Source organism: Mycobacterium conspicuum (assembly GCF_010730195.1).
Classification (GTDB): Bacteria; Actinomycetota; Actinomycetes; order Mycobacteriales; family Mycobacteriaceae; genus Mycobacterium; species Mycobacterium conspicuum.
On record NZ_AP022613.1, the window covers coordinates 4,116,300 to 4,136,122 of the forward strand.

General features: G+C 66.9%; 15 protein-coding genes. 9 read left to right on the plus strand and 6 right to left on the minus strand.

Annotation, left to right across the window (positions count from 1 at the left end; all coding sequences use genetic code 11):
- Positions 1 to 46: 46 nt before the first annotated feature.
- From G6N66_RS18880 to G6N66_RS18905, 6 genes are read left to right on the plus strand one after another with little or no spacing between them, the layout of a single operon-like run.
- Complete coding sequence (locus G6N66_RS18880) at positions 47 to 865, plus strand: enoyl-CoA hydratase/isomerase family protein (RefSeq protein WP_085233190.1); 819 nt, start codon at positions 47 to 49, stop codon at positions 863 to 865.
- Between the two features lie 21 nt (positions 866 to 886).
- A complete protein-coding gene (locus G6N66_RS18885) occupies positions 887 to 1,696 on the plus strand; it encodes an enoyl-CoA hydratase/isomerase family protein (protein WP_085233191.1) in 810 nt (269 codons plus the stop codon).
- Positions 1,696 to 2,478, plus strand: coding sequence for an enoyl-CoA hydratase/isomerase family protein (locus G6N66_RS18890; protein ID WP_085233334.1), 783 nt, complete (start codon positions 1,696 to 1,698; stop codon positions 2,476 to 2,478). Before G6N66_RS18885 ends, G6N66_RS18890 begins: the two co-directional genes overlap by 1 nt.
- Positions 2,478 to 3,941 carry a class I adenylate-forming enzyme family protein gene (locus tag G6N66_RS18895; protein WP_085233192.1) on the plus strand — a complete coding sequence of 488 codons (1,464 nt, stop codon included), beginning with the start codon at positions 2,478 to 2,480 and terminating at the stop codon, positions 3,939 to 3,941. The genes G6N66_RS18890 and G6N66_RS18895 overlap by 1 nt, the downstream gene beginning before the upstream one ends.
- A complete protein-coding gene (locus G6N66_RS18900; RefSeq protein WP_085233193.1) occupies positions 3,931 to 5,463 on the plus strand; it encodes a class I adenylate-forming enzyme family protein in 1,533 nt (510 codons plus the stop codon). The genes G6N66_RS18895 and G6N66_RS18900 overlap by 11 nt, the downstream gene beginning before the upstream one ends.
- Positions 5,456 to 6,973, plus strand: coding sequence for a class I adenylate-forming enzyme family protein (locus G6N66_RS18905; RefSeq protein ID WP_085233194.1), 1,518 nt, complete (start codon positions 5,456 to 5,458; stop codon positions 6,971 to 6,973). Before G6N66_RS18900 ends, G6N66_RS18905 begins: the two co-directional genes overlap by 8 nt.
- On the opposite strand, the gene G6N66_RS18910 is transcribed toward G6N66_RS18905, so the two are convergent.
- The 5 genes from G6N66_RS18910 to fabG are packed head-to-tail and all read right to left on the minus strand — an operon-like array spanning position 6,970 to position 12,063.
- Complete coding sequence (locus tag G6N66_RS18910; RefSeq protein ID WP_085233335.1) at positions 6,970 to 7,650, minus strand: GntR family transcriptional regulator; 681 nt, start codon at positions 7,648 to 7,650, stop codon at positions 6,970 to 6,972. The genes G6N66_RS18905 and G6N66_RS18910 overlap by 4 nt on opposite strands.
- 13 nt (positions 7,651 to 7,663) lie before the next feature.
- Positions 7,664 to 8,857, minus strand: coding sequence for an acyl-CoA dehydrogenase family protein (locus G6N66_RS18915; protein ID WP_085233195.1), 1,194 nt, complete (start codon positions 8,855 to 8,857; stop codon positions 7,664 to 7,666).
- Positions 8,854 to 10,047, minus strand: a complete 1,194-nt coding sequence (locus tag G6N66_RS18920) for a CoA transferase (RefSeq protein ID WP_085233196.1) — start codon at positions 10,045 to 10,047, stop codon at positions 8,854 to 8,856. The genes G6N66_RS18915 and G6N66_RS18920 overlap by 4 nt, the downstream gene beginning before the upstream one ends.
- Positions 10,044 to 11,261, minus strand: a complete 1,218-nt coding sequence (locus tag G6N66_RS18925; RefSeq protein ID WP_085233197.1) for an acetyl-CoA C-acetyltransferase — start codon at positions 11,259 to 11,261, stop codon at positions 10,044 to 10,046. The genes G6N66_RS18920 and G6N66_RS18925 overlap by 4 nt, the downstream gene beginning before the upstream one ends.
- 31 nt (positions 11,262 to 11,292) lie before the next feature.
- Positions 11,293 to 12,063 carry a 3-oxoacyl-ACP reductase FabG gene (gene fabG / locus G6N66_RS18930; protein ID WP_139825234.1) on the minus strand — a complete coding sequence of 257 codons (771 nt, stop codon included), beginning with the start codon at positions 12,061 to 12,063 and terminating at the stop codon, positions 11,293 to 11,295.
- A gap of 66 nt (positions 12,064 to 12,129) precedes the next feature.
- Here fabG and G6N66_RS18935 point away from each other — a divergent pair, with 66 nt between their 5' ends.
- From G6N66_RS18935 to G6N66_RS18945, 3 genes are all read left to right on the plus strand, one after another.
- On the plus strand, positions 12,130 to 13,314 hold the full coding sequence (locus tag G6N66_RS18935) for an acyl-CoA dehydrogenase family protein (protein ID WP_085233198.1): 1,185 nt from the start codon (positions 12,130 to 12,132) through the stop codon (positions 13,312 to 13,314).
- Between the two features lie 89 nt (positions 13,315 to 13,403).
- The gene (locus tag G6N66_RS18940; RefSeq protein WP_232079353.1) at positions 13,404 to 16,721 is read left to right on the plus strand and encodes a helix-turn-helix transcriptional regulator; all 3,318 of its coding nucleotides are present in this window, start codon (positions 13,404 to 13,406) and stop codon (positions 16,719 to 16,721) included.
- Positions 16,722 to 16,812: 91 nt separating this feature from the next.
- Positions 16,813 to 18,672, plus strand: a complete 1,860-nt coding sequence (locus G6N66_RS18945; RefSeq protein WP_085233199.1) for a fatty acyl-AMP ligase — start codon at positions 16,813 to 16,815, stop codon at positions 18,670 to 18,672.
- On the opposite strand, the gene G6N66_RS18950 is transcribed toward G6N66_RS18945, so the two are convergent.
- Positions 18,662 to 19,726 (minus strand): phosphotransferase family protein, encoded by a 1,065-nt coding sequence (locus G6N66_RS18950; protein WP_085233200.1) that lies wholly within the window; start codon positions 19,724 to 19,726, stop codon positions 18,662 to 18,664. The two genes, G6N66_RS18945 and G6N66_RS18950, sit on opposite strands and share 11 nt — an antisense overlap.
- Between the last annotated feature and the right edge of the window lie 97 nt (positions 19,727 to 19,823).

Sequence of the window (19,823 nt, forward strand, 5' to 3'; positions counted from 1 at the left end):
CCTACTGTATGGGTAACCGTAACGGCGAGGAAGGCCGGATGCGACCGTGAGCAACGAGACCGACGCGGACGACGCCGAGGGCTCGGTGACAGCACACCGGGACGGTGCGGTGTTGCGGGTCACGCTCGATCGGCCCGCACGTCGAAACTCGTTGAACCACTTGATGATCGACGCGCTGGTCGACCTACTGACCGATGCCGCCGCCGACGACTCGCTGCGCGCGATTCACCTGCGAGGTGCCGGAGAGGACTTCTGCGCCGGCGCCGACTGGGTGGCCGCCAACAGCGGCGGACCACGCCCCCGCACCGGCAATCTGGTGCGCAGGATTCCCCACGCCGCCCACCGCGTGATCGAACTGGTGGCAAGCATCCAGCTGCCAGTGGTCTGCAGCGTGCGGGGATGGGCGGTGGGCATGGGCTGCAATCTCGCGCTGGCCGCCGACTTCACGGTCGCCAGCACCGACGCCGTGTTCTGGGAGCCATTCGTGGACCGCGGCTTCAGCCCCGATTCGGGTTCTACCTGGCTGCTGCCCCGGTTGGTCGGGGTGGCGCGGGCACGGCGAATGTTGCTTCTCGGCGAGAAGGTGAGCGGAGCGGACGCGGCCGACTGGGGATTGATCCACCAAGCCGTGAGCCCGGCGGAGCTTGACGATGCGACCGAAATGCTGCTGGGACGTTTCGCGTCCGGACCGACGGTAGCGATCGGACTTGCCAAGCAAGCGCTGAGCTTCGGCCAGCACGCGTCGCTGAGCCAATCGTTGACGCAAGAACTGTACGGCTTGGAACTATCGTGCAGGACAACCGATTTCAAAGAGGGCCTGGAAGCTTTTCGGCAGCGCCGCGCGCCGAAGTATGAGGGCCGATGACCGGCTACGAAGGGATTGCCGATGCCTGACTCGTTCGACACCATCAAATACGAGGTCGACGGTCACACCGCCACGATCACGCTGAACCGCCCGGAAGCTCTCAATGCGCTTAGCCCGCACATGATCACCGAACTCCGGGCCGCCTACGACGAGGCCGAAAACGACGACAAGGTGTGGGTCATCGCCGTCACCGGAACCGGTCGCGCGTTCTGCACCGGCGCCGACGTCAAAGAAATCCCGGAAGACGGCAAGGTCATCTACGAACGGCCGTACCTGTCGACGTACGACCAGTGGGAGGCGCCGCAGGAAGGCACGCCGCCGTTTCGCACCATGGCTAAACCGGTGCTGACCGCCGTGAACGGTTTGTGCTGCGGTGCTGGCATGGATTGGGTCACCACGACCGACATCGTCATCGCCTCCGAGCAGGCGACGTTCTTCGACCCGCACGTCAGCATCGGACTGGTCGCAGGGCGCGAGATGGTCCGGGTTTCCCGGGTGCTGCCGCGCTCGATCGCATTGCGAATGGCGTTAATGGGCAAGCATGAACGGATGAGCGCACAACGCGCCTACGAGCTCGGCCTGATCAGCGAGGTCGTCGAGCACGAGCGGCTGATGGAACGGATCCATGAAATCGCCGACATCGTCAACTCCAACGCGCCGCTGGCGGTCCGGGGAACCCGGCTGGCCATCCTCAAGGGCCTGAACGTGCCGCTGCACGAGGCCGAGATACTTGCCGAAACCTTCCGCGAACGCGTGCTGCGGACCGAGGACGCGCAGGAAGGCCCCAAGGCGTTCGTCGAAAAGCGGAAACCGAATTGGCAGTGCCGTTGATGAAGTTCGAAACCATTCTGCTCGAGGTCGACGCCGCCGATCACGTCGCCACGATCACGCTGAATCGGCCCGAGCAGTTGAATTCGTTCAACCGCACCATGTGCGAGGAGATGGCCCGGGCCTGGCGCGCGGTCAAGCTCGACGAGTCGGTGCACGCGGTCGTCCTGCGCGCGGCCGGCACCCGGGCGTTCAGCGCCGGACTGGACATCAAAACACCCTACGGTCAACCCGAAAACGTGTGGAACCACGAGGATCCCGGCGAGGCACTCAGCCCGAAGTGGCAGAAGATGTGGAAACCCGTGGTGTGTGCCGTCCAGGGCATGTGCACGGCCGGCGCGTTCTACTTCGTCAACGAGTCCGACGTCGTCATCTGTTCTAGCGACGCAACGTTCTTCGACTCGCACGTCTCGGCGGGGCTGGTCTGCGCGCTGGAGCCGGTCGGGCTGATGCGCCGGATCGGGCTGGGCGAGACGTTGCGAATAGCCCTGATGGGCAACGACGAGCGCGTCGGCGCCGAGACCGCACTGCGGATCGGTTTGGTGTCGGAAGTTGTTTCCGCCGAACGGTTGTGGGCCCGCGCCCACGAGATCGCGGCCGCGATTGCCGCCAAACCCCCGTCGGCGACGCAGGGCACGGTCAAGGCGATCTGGGAGTCGCTGGACAAGCCCTATCGCACCGCCATGGAGCAGGGACTGATCTACACCCGGCTGGGCAACCCGCTCGGCAAGTCCGAACTGGCCGCGCAAGGCGAGGGCGCGCCGCGCCAGCCCAAGATCCGGTGATGACGGTTCATCCACTCAGTCGACGCATCTCCGACGTGCTGGGGTTGGATCCCGGCGCGAACGCGATCGAGTACGACGGCAGATGGGTGTCGTGGGGCCAGGTCGGCGAGGGCGCGCGGCGCATCGAATCGTTGACGACCGAGCAACGGCTCCCCGAGATCGGAATGTTGTTGCGTAACAGGCCGGCTCAGGTGGCCGCGTTCCTGGGCGTGCTGCTGGCCGGCGGGACGGTGGTCACCATCAATCCGTCACGCGGCGACGACCGCACCCGGGACGATATCGCCGCGCTGGGGTTGCCGCTCGTCGTTGGCGAACCCGAGGACCTCGCGACGCAGGTGCCACCAGGGGTACCGACGGTGTCGCTCGCGGGTCTGTTGGACCAGGAGCCCAAGGCGCCGGCCCGAGAGGCCGCCCGGCAGGGCGTCGCGGTGCGGATGTTGACCAGTGGAACGACCGGGCCGCCCAAACGCGTCGACCTGAGCTACGACATGCTGGCCCGCAGCGTGCTGGGCCCCGACCCCGAGCGAGCACCGGCTCCTACCGAACTACGCAACGGCGTCGCCATCGTCAACTCGCCGCTGGTCCATATCGGCGGCGTCTTCCGGATATTGCAATGCGTCGCGGACGCGAGACCCTTTGTGCTGCTGGACCGATTCGAGCTCGACGCATGGGCCGCGGCGGTGCGCAAACACCGGCCGCGCACCGTCTCGCTGGTACCGGCGGCGCTACGGACGGTGTTGCACTCCGACCTGACACGAGCCGACCTAGAAAGCATCCGTGCGGTTACCTGCGGGACCGCGCCGCTATCGGCGGAAGACTCCGACGCCTTCACCGAGAAGTACGGCATCCCCGTGCTCACCTCCTATGCGGCAACGGAATTCGGCGGCGGTGTGGCCAGCTGGACCCTCTCCGACCATCAGCGGCACTGGCGCGCCAAACGCGGCAGCGTCGGGCGAGCCAACCCCGGCGCGCAATTGCGGGTGGTCGACGACAACGGCACGGTGCTAGGACCCGACCAGGTCGGCCTGCTCGAGGTCAAGCCGGGCCAGTTAGGGCCGTCGGCGGAATGGATGCGGACCACGGACATGGCGCGCATCGACGCCGACGGGTTCATCTGGATCGTCGGGCGCGCCGATCAGGCCATCATCCGCGGCGGATTCAAGGTGATGCCCGACGACGTGCGCACCGCGCTGGAGAGCCACCCCGCGGTCGCGGGCGCCGCGGTGGTAGGGCGTTCCGACGCACGCCTGGGAGAAACTCCCGTCGCGATGGTAGAACTACGTGCATCGGCATCCGCCGATGCGGCCGAGCTGGCCACCTATCTGCGTAAGCGACTGGCACGCTACGAGATACCCACCGAGATCGCGATCGTCGAGACCATCCCGCGAGTACCGTCGGGCAAGGCGGACCTGAGCGCCATCCGGCGCTTCTTCGAGGCGGCCCACAGCGACCATGCCCGCTGACTCACCCACGGTCGCCGAGATTCTGCGCCACCAGGCCGGCGCCCGGTCAGATCACCCGTTACTCATCTGCGACCATGACCGCACCAGCTATGCCGAGGCCGAGCAGCGCTCCGCGGAGCTCGCGCGCGGACTGATCACCCTGGGCACCGGCAAGGGCACCCATGTGGGCCTGCTCTATCCGAACGGCACCGACTTCGTCGTCGGGATGCTCGCGGCGGCGCGGATCGGCGCCGTGGTCGTGCCGTTCTCCACCTTCGCCACTGCCCGCGAACTGCGCGAGCAGCTTGTCGACGCCGATGTCGAGATCTTGCTGAGCGCATCATCTTTCCGTTCCCACGACTATCGGGCCCGACTCGTCGAGGTGCTGGCGGTCTTAGACCTCGATTCCAGCGACCGGTTATTCGTACCCGCCGTACCGCAGCTGCGCCACGTAGTGATCAACCGCGAGCGCGTGGACCAGCTCGCCGACGCCGCGTTGCTCGAAGCGCTGGAAGATGACGTCGACGGTTCGGATCCGCTGGCGATCATCTACACGTCCGGCTCGACCAGCACGCCCAAGGGAGTGGTGCACACGCATGCCGCGCTGCTGGGACATCAGCGGAACCTCAACGAGATTCGCGGCCTGGCCGCCGACGACAGACTGTTCTGCAACTCGCCATTCTTCTGGGTCGGCGGATTTGCCTTCGGTCTGCTGGCGACGCTGGTCGCCGGGTCCACGCTGATCTGTTCGAACGCCACCGACGCCGGTCAGACGCTCGACTTGCTCGAAGCCGAAAAGCCAACCATGACCAACGGGTTCGCCGCCGGGATCGCGCACTTGGCCGCGGATCCCAGCTTTGCCGGGCGCGACCTGTCGTCGCTGCAACGGGGCAACCTGTATCCGATCATGGCGCCGTCCGCCCGGCCGGCGGACCCCGAACTGCGCCACAACATGCTCGGGCTGACCGAAGCCGGCAGCATCGCGCTGATCAGCGGCGACGAATCCGATCAACCAGAGAAGCGGCGCGGGTCGTTCGGCAAGCCGGCACCCGGATTCCAGACCAAGATCCTCAACCCCGACGCCGACGGAGTCGGCGAACTGTGCATCCGCGGCCCGTTCGTTATGCAGGGCTATCACAAGCGAAGTCGCGAAGACTGCTTCGACGCCGACGGTTGGTTCCACACCGGCGACTTGGTACGCACCGACGACGACGGATTTGTGTATTTCGTCGGGCGGCTCAGCGCGATGATCAAGACGGCGGGCGCCAACGTCTCGGCGGCCGAAGTCGAGAAGGCGATCGCCAGGGTCGCCGGCGTGCAGGCCCACGTCGTGGGGCTCCCGGACGCCGAGCGGGGAGAGCTGGTGGCCGCCGTCCTCGTCGAGCCCGGCATCGACGAGGCCGCGCTGCGGGATCGACTCAAGAAGGAATTGTCGTCCTACAAGATTCCCAAGCGGTTCCGCAGCCTGTCCCGAGCCGAGCTGCCGCTACTGTCCAGCGGCAAGGTCGACACCCGACGACTGAAGAAGCTGTTCGATGCCTGACACGATCGACAGCCTGGTGCGGCGTCGCGCCGAGTCCGAAGGCGACAAGCCGATGGTGATCGATCCCGCCGGGCGCATCACCTACCGCGAACTCGACTCCACCACAAGAGATTTGGCTGCCGCCTTCATCGAGGCCGGCATCGCTAAGGGCACCCGGGTGGCTCTGATCATGCCCAACAACAGCCGCTGGGTGCAGATCGCCGTGGCCCTCACTCGGATCGGCGCGGTACTGGTTCCATTGAGCACCTTGCTGGCCGCCGGCGAACTCGTCGCGCAACTGCGGACGGCTGCGGTCCAATTCCTGGTGAGTGTCGAGGCGTTCCGCGGCCATCGCTACCTGGACGATGTCCACTCCGTGCCGCCGCTCGAACTTCCTGCCTTGCGGCAGGTTTGGACGGTCGATCAGCTCGCCGGGCTGGTCGCGAGCGATCGCGCCCGCGGAATAATCGATGCGTTGTGCGACACGGTCACCGAAGCCGACCCGCTGTTCATCGTCTTCACCTCGGGCAGCAGCGGGCCCCCCAAAGGGGTCATGCATTCGCACGGAAGCGCTCTGGGCGCGGTGCGATCGGGCCTGGCGGCGCGATGCATCACCTCCGACACGCGGCTTTATCTGCCGATGCCGTTCTTCTGGGTCGGCGGCCTGGGCAGCGGGATCTTGTCGGCCCTGCTGGCCGGCGCCACCCTGGTGACCGAGGAGGTGCCGCGACCCGAAAGCACGTTGCGTCTGCTGCAAAGCGAGCGGGTCACGCTGTTCCGCGGCTGGCCGGATCAGGCCGAGGCATTGGCGCGCCACGCCGGCCCCGCAGGTGCCGATCTCTCCACGTTGCGGCCGGGCAGCCTGGACGCCCTGCTGCCCCCCGAGCATCGGGCCCGACCCGGGGCGCGCGCGAACTTGTTCGGCATGACCGAGGCATTCGGACCGTACTGCGGCTATCCGGCCGACACCGACATGCCGCCGACAGCGTGGGGTAGTTGCGGAAAACCGTTCCCCGGCATGCAAGTCCGCATCGTCGACCAAGAATCCGGCGAGCCGGTCGCACCGGGAACCGTTGGCATGATCCAGATCCGGGGACCGCACACGCTGCGCGGCATTTGCCGTCGAGCCCGCGAAGCCGTGTTCACTCCCGACGGCTTCTACCCCACCGGCGATCTCGGACATCTGGACGGCGAAGGCTTCCTGTTCTACCACGGCCGGTCCGACGACATGTTCAAAGTCAGCGGCGCCACCGTCTATCCCAGCGAGGTCGAGCGGGCGCTGCGCTCCATCGCCGGCGTCGAGCACGCCCACGTCACCAACGTGCCCGGCGCCGCCGGCGAACGCGTCGGCGCCGCGGTGGTGTGTCGCGGGCTGACCGCCGAGCAACTAAACGCCTCTGCACGCGAACTGTTGAGCGCATTCAAGAGGCCGACGGTGTGGCTGGTGTTGACATCCGATGACGACCTGCCGCGCGGTGCGACGGGAAAGGTGGACACCCGACGGCTGCGGGAGATGCTGGCCGCTGTCTAACCGCCCGCTTCTTCAACCACCCCACGGGCGACGAGATGCTCGATCAATGGAACCGCACCGGCCGCGAGGTGATCGGACATCGCGGCGCGAGCGAGTTCGCGGTCTCGCTTCGACAGCGCGGATAACAGCCGGCGATGGTCCTTGATCGACTGGCGGGGCCAGCCCTCGATCGCGGGGAACACCGATTCCGGTGCGTAGCGCGTGATTTGGGACATCAGTTGAGCGAGCTTTGGCGAGTCCGCAGCGACGTTGATCGCCCGGTGGAACTCATGGTTGAGGCGAACGGTCCGCTCATCGTCATTGCCCGCGTAGGCCCGTTCCAGCTCGGCCTGGATTTCCTTGAGTTCGCGCAGTTGCTCGTCGGTGATGTTGACCGCGGCGCGTGCGGCGAGCTCGCCGCCGACGTGGGCCTGCACGTTGGCAACGTCGGCGAGATCACGTCCGGTCACCGGCAGCACCACAAACCCGCGGTGCGGCTGCTGGGCCACCAAACCTTCGCCGCGCAGCGCGAACAGCGCCTCCCGCACCGGTGTGACACTGATGCCCAGTTCCGCCGCCAGTTGGTCCAACCGGACATACTTCCCCGCGGCGTAGGTGCCGTCGAAGATCCTGCTGCGCACAAATCGGGCGACATCCTCGGAAAGCTGAGGCCGCGCAACAAAGTCCGGCCCGGACATGCTCGCCATCGCGTCAGATCCGATACTCCGCGAGCAGGCGCTTGCTGATGATCTGCTTCTGGATTTCGCTGGTGCCCTCGCCGATCAGCAGAAACGGCGCATCGCGCATCAGCCGCTCGATCTCGTACTCCTTGGAGTAGCCATACCCACCGTGAATTCGGAAGCTCTGCTGGGTGACTTCCGAACAGAGCTCGCTGGCAAGGTATTTCGCCATGCCTGCGGCCACGTCGTTGCGCTCTCCCGAGTCCTTCAACCGCGCGGCGTTGACCATCATCAGGTGTGCCGCCTCCACCTTGGTCGCCATCTCGGCGAGCTGGAACGCGATCGCCTGATGCTCGGCGATCGGCTTACCGAAGGTTTCGCGCTGCTGGGCATACCGCGCAGCCAGCTCGAAGGCGCGTATCCCGACTCCGCAGGCGCGCGCCGACACGTTCACCCGGCCGACTTCGATGCCGTCCATCATCTGGAAGAAGCCCTGCCCCGGGGTGCCACCCAGAATATCGTCCGCACTTGCCTGATAGCCGTCGAAGATGAGCTCGGTGGTGTCGATGCCCTTGTAGCCGAGCTTGTCGATTTTTCCCGGGATCACCAGACCCGGCGCCACTTCGCCGAATCCCGTTGGCTTCTCGACGAGAAACGCGGTCAGGTTGCGGTGCGGTTTGTCCGCGCCCTCGTCGGTGCGCACCAGAACCGCGACCAGCGTCGAACTGCCGCCGTTGGTCACCCACATCTTCTGGCCGTTGATGGTGTAGTTGCCATCCGGGTTGCGTTGGGCCCGGGTACGGATCGCGGCGACATCGGAACCCAGCTCGGGCTCCGACATCGAGAACGCACCGCGCGACTCGCCCACCGCCATGCGCGGCAGGAATCGCTGCTTCTGTTCGTCGGTGCCGTGCTGGCGCAGCATGTAGGCGACGATGAAGTGGGTGTTGAGCACCCCGGAGACGCTCATCCAGCCGCGGCCCAACTCCTCGACGCACAGCGCGTAGGTCAGCAGCGACTCGCCCAACCCGCCGTACTCCTGCGGAATCATCAACCCAAACAAGCCCATGTCGCGCATCTGGTCGACGATGTGCTGCGGGTAGCTGTCCGTGCGTTCCAGCTCGGCCGCGTTGGGAATGATCTCTTTATCGACGAACTGCCTGACCGTAGCGAGGATCTCGGTCTGAAATTCGGTCAGACCCAGCGTCTGGGCAAGTCTCGTCATGGCTGTCCTCCGATCGTGTTCGCGTCCACCAGGCGCGTGATGTCGTCGGCCGTCAACCCCAGGCACTTGGAAAGGACATCGGCGGTGTCTTGCCCCAGCGCGGGCGCGGGTCCACTGGCCGGGTGGGCGCCGTCGAACGCAATCGGCATGGCTGGCGCCAGATAGTCCCCGAGGCCCGGCTGGTGCAGGACCGAAAACAGTGGGTTGGCAGTCACTTTGGGGTCTTCGACGACTTCGGCGAAGGTGCGGTACCGCTCGAACAACACGGTGCTGCCCGAAAGCCCCGCGGTGATCTCCTCGGCCGTGTGATCGCCGAACCAGGTGGCGAACAAGCCGGACAGCACGTCGCGGTACCGGTACCGGTCACCCTCGATGGTGAAGTCCGCCCCCAACGCGTCGGCCAGCGCCGCCACCGCGGTGCCGGTCCCGGTGACGTCGACCAGGTCACGAAAATGCCTGCCGGTCAACAGAACCACCATGAACGCGACGCCGTCCCGGCTGGTGAAGTCCTGGCCGTACTGGCCGTAGATGGCATTGCCCAGCCGCTCCCGTTGCGTCCCAACCACCTGTGGTTCGGTCAACAGGCCCAGGTTTCCGGCGGTGGCCAGCGCAACGTCCTCGAGCGCGAGGCTGATCCGGGAGCCTTGCCCGGTCTGGTCACGACGGCGCACCGCGGCCACGACGGCCAGCGCGGCGTACAGTCCGCAACACACGTCCCAGGCAGGAAGCACGTGGTTGATCGGGCCGGCGTGGTCGGCGGGACCGGTGACCAGCGGGTAACCGATCCCAGCGTTGACGGTGTAGTCCACCCCGGTTGATCCGTCGCCTCGCCCGAGCAGCTGCACGTGCACGACGTCGCGACGTTCGGCCGCCAGCACGTCGTAGTTCAACCAGGGCAGCACCGCGTTGGTGACCACGATGCCGTCGCCCTCCACGATCAACCGGCGGACCAGCTCCTGCCCGTCGGGCGAGCGCAGATCAATGGTGGCCGAACGCTTTCCCTTGTTCAGCCCGGTCCAATAAATCGACGTGCCGTCCGCCGTCAGCGGCCACCGCTGGGTGTCCGAGGCGCCGCCGATCGGATCCACGCGGATCACCTGTGCGCCCAGCTGATTCAGCGTCATGCCGCACAGTGGGGCCGCGACGAAGCTGGATACCTCGACGACGGTGATACCGGCCAGGGGGTTCACGCCGAAGCGACCCGTTCGAACACCGCGGCCAGGCCCTGGCCGCCGCCGATGCACATGGTCTCCAGCCCATAGCGCGCCTGGCGGCGGTTGAGCTCGCGCGCCAGGGTGGCCAGCATCCTGCCGCCGGTCGCGCCGACCGGGTGGCCAAGCGAGATGCCCGAGCCGTGCACATTGGTCCGCGCGTGGTCGGCGGCGCCGAAGTTCCACTCCCGCATCACCGCAAGTGCTTGCGCGGCAAAGGCTTCGTTCAGTTCGATCACGTCGATGTCGCCGAGCCGCAGCCCGGCCTTGGCCAGCGCGACCTGCGTGGCGGGCACCGGACCGATGCCCATGATGTTGGGCGCCACACCGGCCTGGCCCCACGACACCATGCGCACCAACGGGGTCAGTCCGTATTCGTCGGCCTTCTCCGCAGTGGTGACCACGCACATCGACGCCGCGTCGTTCTGACCGCTGGCGTTGCCGGCGGTGACCGTCGCGTCCGGGTCCTCAGACAGCAGAACGGGTTTGAGCTTGCCCAGCGATTCCACCGAGGTGTCCGCGCGCGGATGCTCGTCGGTGTCGATCAACTCGTCGCCCTGCCTGGTGGGCACGGTCACCGGCACAATCTCCTCGCGCAGGATGCCGTCCTTCTGCGCGGCCACCGCACGCTGGTGCGACGCCACGGCGAGCTCGTCCTGCTCCTGACGCGAAATGCCGTACTGGCGACGCAAATTCTCCGCAGTCTCCAGCATTCCGCCCGGGACAGGGTAGTGCCGGCCGCCGGCCGTCGTGCGGCCCCGGGCGAGGCCGTCGTGCACCTTGACACCACCGCGGGCACCGCCCCAGCGCATGTCGGTCGAGTAGAACGCGACGTTGCTCATGCTTTCGCATCCGCCCGCGACGACCAGATCGTTGTCACCGCTGGCCACCTGCAGGCAGGCCTGGATGACCGCCTGCAGGCCCGACCCGCAGCGCCGGTCGACCTGCATGCCCGGAACCGTCACCGGCAGGCCGGCATCCAGCGCCACCACACGTCCGATCGCGGGGGCCTCACTGCTGGGGTAGCAGTGCCCCAGGATGACGTCCTGCACCGCGTCGGGCGCGAGTCCCGTTCGGTCCAGCAGCCCTTTGAGGGCCGCGACGCCGAGGTCAACGGCGCTGAGAGACTTGAACATTCCGCCGTAGCGGCCGATGGCCGTCCGCACGGGCTCACAGATGACGGCTTGACGCATGGTTACTCCTGTGTGGGCCGGGCGCTGGGTCTCAAAGGTGTCGGCCGCCGGTGATTTCCATGACGGTGCCAGTCATGTACGACGACAGGTCGGAAGCCAAAAACAGTGCAACGCTGGCGACCTCGCTGGGTTCACCGGCACGGCCCATCGGCACCTCGGCCACCTTCGAGTCCCAAATCCGTTGCGGCATCGCCTCCGTCATCGCCGAACGGATCAGGCCGGGCGCGATCGCGTTGACCCGGATGCCAAGGTAGGCAAGCTCTTTGGCGGCGGCCTTGGTCATGCCCACGATGCCGGCCTTGGCGGCGGAGTAGTTCGTCTGGCCAATCATGCCGACCTTGCCCGAGACCGAGGACATGTTGATGATCGCGCCGCGCTTGTTTTCCCGCATGATCGCGGCCGCCAGGCGGGTGCCGTTCCACGTTCCCTTCAGGTGCACCGAGATGACCTCGTCGAACTGCTCTTCGGTCATCTTGCGCATGGTCGCGTCGCGAGTGATGCCGGCGTTGTTGACCATGATGTCCAGATCACCGAAGCGATCGACGGCGGTTTTGAGCAGCGCGTCGACCTCGTCCGCCTTGGCCACATTGCAGCGCACGGCGAGGGCCACGTCGTCACCGCCGAGTTGTTTCGCCGCGACCTCGGTCGCCTCCAGGTTCACGTCGCCGAGCACCACCCGGGCGCCCTCGGCGATGAATCGCTCCGCGATGGCGTAGCCCAGTCCCTGCGCTCCACCAGTGATCACCGCGGTCTGACCGCTCAGCAATGGCAACTGGATCACACCCTTCGTTTCCAATTTCATATTTCATATAGGATCTTGCCCAAACAGGGTACCCAACGGCAACCAGCTGCCAGCAAGAGGAGCGAGATGCACCCAGGACCCACGCCCGCCGAGGTCTCGGACGAGGACTTTCAGGAGATCTTGGCCCAGACACGGCACTTTGTGCGCAGCGCCGTGCTCCCGCGCGAGCAGGAGATCCTCGATGACGATCGGGTGCCCGACGACTTGCGCGAGCAGGCCAAGAAGATGGGGTTGTTCGGCTACGCGATCCCGCAGGAGTGGGGCGGGCTCGGCCTGAACCTGATGCAGGACGTCGAGATGGCGATGGAGCTCGGCTACACGTCGCTGGCGCTGCGCTCGATGTTCGGTACCAACAACGGCATCGCCGGCCAGGTCCTCGTCGGGTTCGGCACCGACGAGCAGAAGGCGCGTTGGTTAGAGCCGATCACGTCGGGCGCGGTCGCATCCTTCGCGCTGACCGAGCCCGGCGCCGGATCGAACCCGGCCGGCCTGCGCACCAAAGCCGTTCGGGATGGCTCGAAAGACGATGGGGCTTGGGTGATCAACGGGCAAAAGTGCTTCATCACCAACGCGCCCGTCGCGGATCTGTTCGTGGTCTTTGCACGCACCCGGCCCGCCGACGACGACGGCCCCGGCATCGCGGTGTTCCTCGTCCCCGCCGACAGCGACGGCGTGGCAGTGGGCGCCAAGGACGCCAAGATGGGCCAGGAAGGCGCCTGGACCGCCGACGTCAGCTTCACCGACGTCCGGGTGGGAACCGAGGCGCTGATCGGCGGCAGCGAGGACATCGGGTACCGCGCGGCGATGACCTCGCTGGCGCGCGGCCGGGTCCACATCGCGGCGCTCGCGGTCGGCGCCGCCCAGCGCGCTTTGGACGAGTCGGTGGCGTATGCGGCCACCGCGACGCAGGGTGGTGTTCCGATCGGCAGCTTTCAACTGGTGCAGGCGATGCTTGCCGACCAACAGACCTCCGTGCTGGCCGGACGTGCGCTCGTCCGGGACACCGCCCGGCAGTGGGTGAGCGGGGAGGACCGTCGGATCGCACCGTCGGCGGCGAAGCTGTTCTGCACCGAAATGGCGGGCAAGGTAGCAGATCTCGCGGTGCAGGTGCACGGCGGCAGCGGCTACATGCGCGGAGTTCCCGTCGAGCGGATCTACCGCGACGTCCGCCTGCTGCGGCTCTACGAGGGCACCAGCGAGATTCAGCGGCTGATCATCGGGTCGAACCTGGTCAAAGCGGCCCAGCGGTGATGCGTCGGGCCCCGCTAACTGCCGGCCGGGCGAAAAATACGCGCTTCCGCTGATGTTCTGCGGCGTGCGATATCAGCATGCTGGCTAACATGAGCGAAATCGATCCCCGGGCTTTGAGTGAAAGCGACTGGAGCGACGCGGGCATGAGCCGACCCCTGCCGACCGGGACCGTGACGTTGCTATTGGCCGATGTCGAAGGCTCGACGCTGCTATGGCAATCCCGGCCGGAAGAAATGACCGCAGCGATCGCCAGCCTGGATCGAACGCTGGCGGACTTGGTGAGCGACCATCGCGGTGTACGCCCAGTCGAGCAGGGCGAGGGCGACAGCTTCGTCATCGCCTTCGACCGCGCCACTGACGCGGCGGCCTGCGCGCTCGCGCTGCAGCGGGCACCCCTGGCGCCGCTGCGGCTGCGGATTGGCGTGCACACCGGCGAGGTGCAACTGCGCGACGAGAACAACTACATCGGCCCCACCATCAACCGGGCGGCACGACTTCGCGAGCTGGCGCACGGCGGCCAGACGGTGTTGTCGGGCACCACCAGCGATCTGATCGCCGACGCGCTGCCCGACGAGGCATGGCTGACCGAACTCGGCACACACGCCCTGCGCGATCTGCCTCGTCCCGAGCGGGTCGCGCAACTCTGCCATCCCGACCTGTGCAACGAGTTCGCACCCCTCCGCAAGGCCGTGACGCTCGAAGGCTCTGTCGCACAACACCTTCCGGTCCACCTCACCAGCTTTGTGGGACGCGACACGGAGCTGGCCGAGGTGCGCGCCGTGCTGGCCGACAACCGGCTGGTGACGTTGGTTGGGGCCGGCGGGGTGGGCAAGACTCGGTTGGCGGTCCAGGTCGCAGCCGCTGCGGCCGGCGGCTACGCCGACGGCGCCTGGTACGTCGATCTGGCTCCGATCACCGACCCCGACCTGGTGCCGACCACCGCCGCCCGGGCGCTGGGATTGCCGGAGCAGCCGGGACGTTCCGCGGTGACCAGCCTGCTGCAGTTCGCCGGCGGCCGAAACATGTTGGTGCTGCTGGACAACTGCGAGCACCTGCTGGACGCCAGCGCCGCGCTGATCACTGCCCTGTTGGCCGGCTGCCCCAGGTTGACGGTGCTAGCGACCAGCCGCGAGCCGATCGGATTGGCCGGTGAGGCGACCTGGCGGGTGCCGTCGCTGTCGCTGGCCGACGACGCCGTGCAGCTGTTCGGCGACCGCGCCGGCCACGGGCGCCCCGGCTTCAGCATCAACGACGACAATACGAACACGGTGGCCGAGATCTGCCGGCGCCTCGACGGCATGCCGCTGGCGATCGAATTGGCGGCGGCACGGGTGCGGGCGTTGTCGCCGAACGAGATCCTCGCCGGCCTGCAGGACCGGTTCCGGTTGCTGACCGGAGGGTCACGCACCGCGGTGCGGCGCCAGCAGACGTTGCAGGCTTCGGTGGACTGGTCGCATGCGCTGTTGACCGAGCCGGAGCGAATCTTGTTCCGCCGGCTGGCAGTTTTTGTCGGCGGATTCGACCTGGCGGCGTGTCAAACGGTCGTGTGCGATGACCAGCTAGCTCGCCACCAGGTGCTGGACCTGCTTGCCCTGCTCGTTGACAAGTCGCTGGTGATAGCCGAAACGGCCGGGGCTTCAACACGTTACCTGCTCCTCGAGACGATGCGTCAATACGCGCAGGAGAAGCTCACCGAATCCCCTGAGGCCGTTGTCATTCGAGACCGGCACCGCGATCACTACACCGCGATGGCCGCGGCTCTGGACGATCCGACGATCAGCGACATGGGGCAGCTGCTCGACCAGGCGGAGGCCGAAATCGATAATCTGCGTGCCGCATTCGCGTGGAGCCGGGAGAGGTCCGACACCGATAAAGCATTACGACTCGCCGCAACCCAACGGCTCTGGCTGACGCGTGGCCTCCTCAGGGAAGGATCGAGCTGGCTCGGCCTGGCTCTGGCAGACGCCGAGGCGCCCGATGCCGGTGCGACCCCGGCGGCCCTAGCTCAAGCGCTGGCCGATAAGGCGTTTATCGACAACATGCGTAACCCAGACAGCATCCCACAAGCCCAGCGCGCGTTGACAATCGCGCGCGAGCTCGGCGATCCGGCGCTGCTGGCGCGCGCTTTGGCCGCGTGCGGTCGGGTTACCGGCTGGAAAGGCGACCTGGCATGGCCCTATCTGGCGGAGGCGGCCGACCTAGCCCGCGCCATGGGCGACCGTTGGCGGTTGAGCCAAACTCTGTACGGGCAGGCATTCACCGCAATGGTCGGGACCGGCGACATCGAGACCGTCCTCACGGCTGGGACGGAGGGCCGCGAACTCGCTGAGACGATCAACGACCAGCTTTACGTGTGGGGCTGCCGCTGGTGTCTGAACGGCGCGCAATGGGTCCTCGGAGACGTGGCCGGGGCCGAAGCGGCACAACGTGCCCTGATGAGCGAAGCGGATGCGGCACACACCTTGATCTGGCAGGTCTCCGCTCGAGGCAGTCTCTGCCTGGTGCTCGCCCACTGCGGGCAGGGGGACGCCGGGTGCGCTCTCGCGCTCGAGGCCCTCGATGGCGCTGCACAAATCGGCCCCTACATGCAAGGTGTGCTGTATGCGGCGCTGGCTTTAGGCCACCTGGCCGCGGGCGACGTCGACGCGGCCGCTGCCGCCAGCGAGACGTCCCGACGGCTGCTCGGCGCGATGCTCCCCGAACTTGCGACCACCACGGCCAAGCCCGCCGCGCAGGTCGCGCTGGCCCGGGGTCATCTAGCGGAGGCGCGGCGCCAAGCCGACCAAGACGTTGCCGTCGCCAAGGGCTGGTTCACGGTACAAGCGCTGGCCACCCGGGCCCGCGTAGCGCTGGCGCAGAACGAGACCGGGCAAGCAGAGCGCGACGCGCACGACGCGCTCAAGCGCGCCGCACAGACGCGGGCACACCTTTTTGTCCCCGACTTGTTGGAGTGCCTAGCCGGTCTGGCACGCGGCGCCGGTGACCATCTGGAAGCGGCGCGGCTCTACGGCGCCGCGCATGCGATCCGCCAGTGCATCGGTGCGGTCCGATTTCGGGTGTACGACGCCGAGTACACGGCATCGCTGGAAGCAACCCGTAATGCGCTGGGAAAAACGGAGTTTGACACAGCATGGGAGGCTGGTGCGGCACTGTCCACTGACGCTGCCATCACCTACGCGCAGCGCGGCCGCGGGGAGCGGAAGCGGCCGCCCAGCGGCTGGGCCTCGTTGACCCCGACCGAGCTCGACGTGGTCCGTCTCGTGGGCGAGGGCCTCGGCAACAAAGACATCGGGACCCGGCTATTCATCTCCCCGCGCACTGTCCAGACCCACCTCACCCACATTTACGCCAAACTCGGCCTCACGTCGCGACTGCAGCTTGCGCAAGAAGCGGTCAGGCGCGATTAACTATGAGGCGCGCCACGACCGCGCGGAATAGTGATCGGCGCCACACCGGTTCGTGAAGCAGTACTTCCGGCGGCGCTCTTATTCTCTGTGCATGAGTCGGGACCCCTCCTTGATTCCTGCTGCCCAGCCAGCAGTAGCCGACATCAACGACTACGTTCGTGCCGACGGCACGATCGTCTTACCGGACGACGCGACGGTGACGGGGTTTTTTGATCAGAACCGGGCGGCGTATGGCGACCGACCGTCGTACCGCTTCGTCGACTACGCGAGAGAGCAAGACGGGTGCGTGGTCGAGCTCAGCTGGAACGAACTCTGGTCGACGGTTCGTGCGATCGGCGCCCGCCTGCAGCAGGTCACCCAGCCGGGTGATCGGGTGGCAATCCTGGCACCACACGGCCTCGACTACGTGGCCGCCTTCTTCGGCACCGTCCATGCGGGCCGGGTTGCGGTGCCACTGTTCGCACCAACGTTGTCCGGGCACGCGGAGCGGTTGGCGGCAGTGCTTGGCGATGCCCGCCCTGCCGCGGTTCTGACGACAACCGCAGCGGCGGAGTCGGTTCGAGCTTCACTGCGGGCACATCCGGTGGTGGGGCGGCCGCGCCTCATCGCGGTAGACGCGATCCCCGAGACGCTCGCGGCGATGTTCACCGAGCCGGACATCGTCGCCGACGACGTCGCGTATCTGCAGTACACGTCGGGTTCGACCCGCACCCCCGCCGGGGTGGAGATCACCCATCGCGGTGTGTGCACCAACGCGCTGCAGATGATCCTGGCCGGCGGTCTGGACCGGGGCATCCACAGCGTGAGCTGGCTGCCGCTGTATCACGACATGGGATTGATGATGATCATGTTCCCGGCGCTGTGCGGCGCTGGCTATCTCACGATGCTGGACCCGATGGCGTTCGTCCGACGACCCTTCCGATGGATCAAAGAGCTGAATAGCGAGGCGGCCCTAGGCCGGACGTTTGCGGCCGCGCCCAACTTCGCCTTCGAGCTCACGGCCGAGCGCGGGTTACCGCCGAAGGGTCACCCCCTTGACCTCAGCAACGTCGTGACCCTACTCAACGGCTCCGAGCCGGTGACGATGGCGGCCATCGAAAAGTTCACCGCCGCGTTCGCTCCCTATGGCCTGCCCGCGACGGCGATCAAGCCCGGGTACGGGATGGCGGAGGCGACGCTGGCGGTGACCAATACGCCCCCGGGTTCGTCGGCCAAAAACGTATTTCTCGACCGTGTTCAACTCGCCGCCGGTCACGCGCTGGCGGTCTCGCCGGACACCGAGGGTGCGGTCTGCTATGTCTCCTGCGGCCAGCCGATACCTGACCTGTGGGTGGTGATCGCCAGTCCGGACGGTGTCGAGGTGCCCGACGGCACGGTCGGGGAAATCTGGGTGCACGGCAACAACATTGGCCGCGGATACTTCGGGCGCACCGAAGAAACGCAACGCACGTTCGGCAACAAACTGCAGTGCCGGCTCGAAGACGGCAGCCACGCCGAGGGTGTGCCCGACAACGGGTGCTGGCTTGCCACCGGCGATCTCGGCGTCTACCTGGACGGCGAACTCTATGTGACGGGTCGCCTCAAAGACCTCATCATCATCGACGGCCGCAACCACTATCCGCATGACGTCGAAACCACCGTCGGTCTGGCATCGGGGGCCGTCCGGACCGGCTACGTGGCCGCGTTCTCCGTTCCCGCCGAGACCTTGGACTCACCGCGGGGCAACTCCGGAGAACAGCTCGTCATCGTGGCCGAACGCGCGGCGGGTGTGCGGCGTACGGATCAGGACGCGGTCGCGGTGGCCGTGCGGGCAGCGGTCGCGCGCGAACATCAGGTCCGGGTCGCGGACTTCCTCCTCGTTGCGGCCGGCACCATCCCCCGCACCACCAGCGGCAAACTTGCCCGCAACGCGTGCCGAGCCGAATACCTTGCAGGACAACTCAACCGATGAGTTCGAGGGTGCCCAGATCCCGGATCGCCTGACAACCCCGCGTAAGCATGGCCACCACCATGTCGTCGCCCCGGTCGGTGGCGGCGGCGAAGGCAAAACCCAGTGCCGAGATCAGCAGGGCCTGGGGAACCCCCAATCGGTAGTCACGCCAACAGGTTTCGCGGTCGTAGTCGGTGACTCCGTAGCCCAGCAGTGCGCGGTGATACTCGTCGACAAGGTCGTTCTCGATTGCCGAACGCAACTGCGGGTCCAGGCTGGTCGCGGTGAAGTACGCGAGATCGCGGGTGGGAAGACCCACGCCGAGCGTCTGCCAATCGACCACGCTGATTCGGGTTCGGTCGGGATCGAACAGCATGTTGTCGAGCCGATAGTCGCCGTGCAGCAGGGCGAATCGGTCGTATTCGCTCAGCAGCCACGGTGTCACCAAACCCATTGTCGCGGTGAAGGTCTCGCGGTCACCCGCGCTCATCCGGTCGCCGAGTTTCTCCAGTGTGATGTCCGCGCTCATCTTGGCCACCTCGCCCAGGCCGTTGGCGGAAGCTTCGTCTGGGCGCCCGAAGGCGATGGCCGGAAAATCCAGGTACGCCGGGTCGCACCAGCTCGGCCCGTGCAACCCGGCCACCGCCACGGCCGCCAGCCGCGCCTCCTGTTCACCGCAGCCCGCGATCTGGTCTCCCTGGACCGCGGGTGCCTGGTCGGCGAGCAGCAGCGCGTAGTCCATGGCGTCGTCGGTGATTTCGCAGTAAAAACACTGCGGCGTCGGCACCCGAACCCGGTCGGCCACGGTGGCGTAGAACGCGCACTCGCTGCGATAGCCGATGACGACCCGGTCGCGCACGGTGTCGTCTTGGGCGGGCAGTTTGATCACGAAAGTCCCCGGCAAATCGCCCGGGTCGGTTCGGTAACTGGCCGTCACCCGATAGGTCGCGCCGGTCTGCCCGGTGCCGATCGCGACGACGTCGACCTCGGCCACGTCGACGGGCGCGCCGCGCCCACTGAGCACCGCCGACAACCACCCAGGGGTCACGTCGCCGGGATAGCGGGGTATTGACATCGTCTTGGACAACTGCGCCTCCGAAGGGTCCGACTGGCTGGTCTACTGTAAGCCATTCGGCAATGGCCACTGCGGGGTAGCGGGCCATACGGATAGA

Coding starts and splice junctions, on each gene's coding strand:
- G6N66_RS18895 (WP_085233192.1), top strand. CDS start 2,478: ATGACGGTTCATCCACTCAGTCGACGCATCTCCGACGTGCTGGGGTTG.
- G6N66_RS18905 (WP_085233194.1), top strand. CDS start 5,456: ATGCCTGACACGATCGACAGCCTGGTGCGGCGTCGCGCCGAGTCCGAA.
- G6N66_RS18900 (WP_085233193.1), top strand. CDS start 3,931: ATGCCCGCTGACTCACCCACGGTCGCCGAGATTCTGCGCCACCAGGCC.
- G6N66_RS18910 (WP_085233335.1), bottom strand. CDS start 7,650: ATGTCCGGGCCGGACTTTGTTGCGCGGCCTCAGCTTTCCGAGGATGTC.
- G6N66_RS18945 (WP_085233199.1), top strand. CDS start 16,813: ATGAGTCGGGACCCCTCCTTGATTCCTGCTGCCCAGCCAGCAGTAGCC.
- G6N66_RS18935 (WP_085233198.1), top strand. CDS start 12,130: ATGCACCCAGGACCCACGCCCGCCGAGGTCTCGGACGAGGACTTTCAG.
- G6N66_RS18890 (WP_085233334.1), top strand. CDS start 1,696: ATGAAGTTCGAAACCATTCTGCTCGAGGTCGACGCCGCCGATCACGTC.
- G6N66_RS18885 (WP_085233191.1), top strand. CDS start 887: ATGCCTGACTCGTTCGACACCATCAAATACGAGGTCGACGGTCACACC.
- fabG (WP_139825234.1), bottom strand. CDS start 12,063: ATGAAATTGGAAACGAAGGGTGTGATCCAGTTGCCATTGCTGAGCGGT.
- G6N66_RS18940 (WP_232079353.1), top strand. CDS start 13,404: ATGAGCGAAATCGATCCCCGGGCTTTGAGTGAAAGCGACTGGAGCGAC.
- G6N66_RS18915 (WP_085233195.1), bottom strand. CDS start 8,857: ATGACGAGACTTGCCCAGACGCTGGGTCTGACCGAATTTCAGACCGAG.
- G6N66_RS18950 (WP_085233200.1), bottom strand. CDS start 19,726: ATGTCAATACCCCGCTATCCCGGCGACGTGACCCCTGGGTGGTTGTCG.
- G6N66_RS18925 (WP_085233197.1), bottom strand. CDS start 11,261: ATGCGTCAAGCCGTCATCTGTGAGCCCGTGCGGACGGCCATCGGCCGC.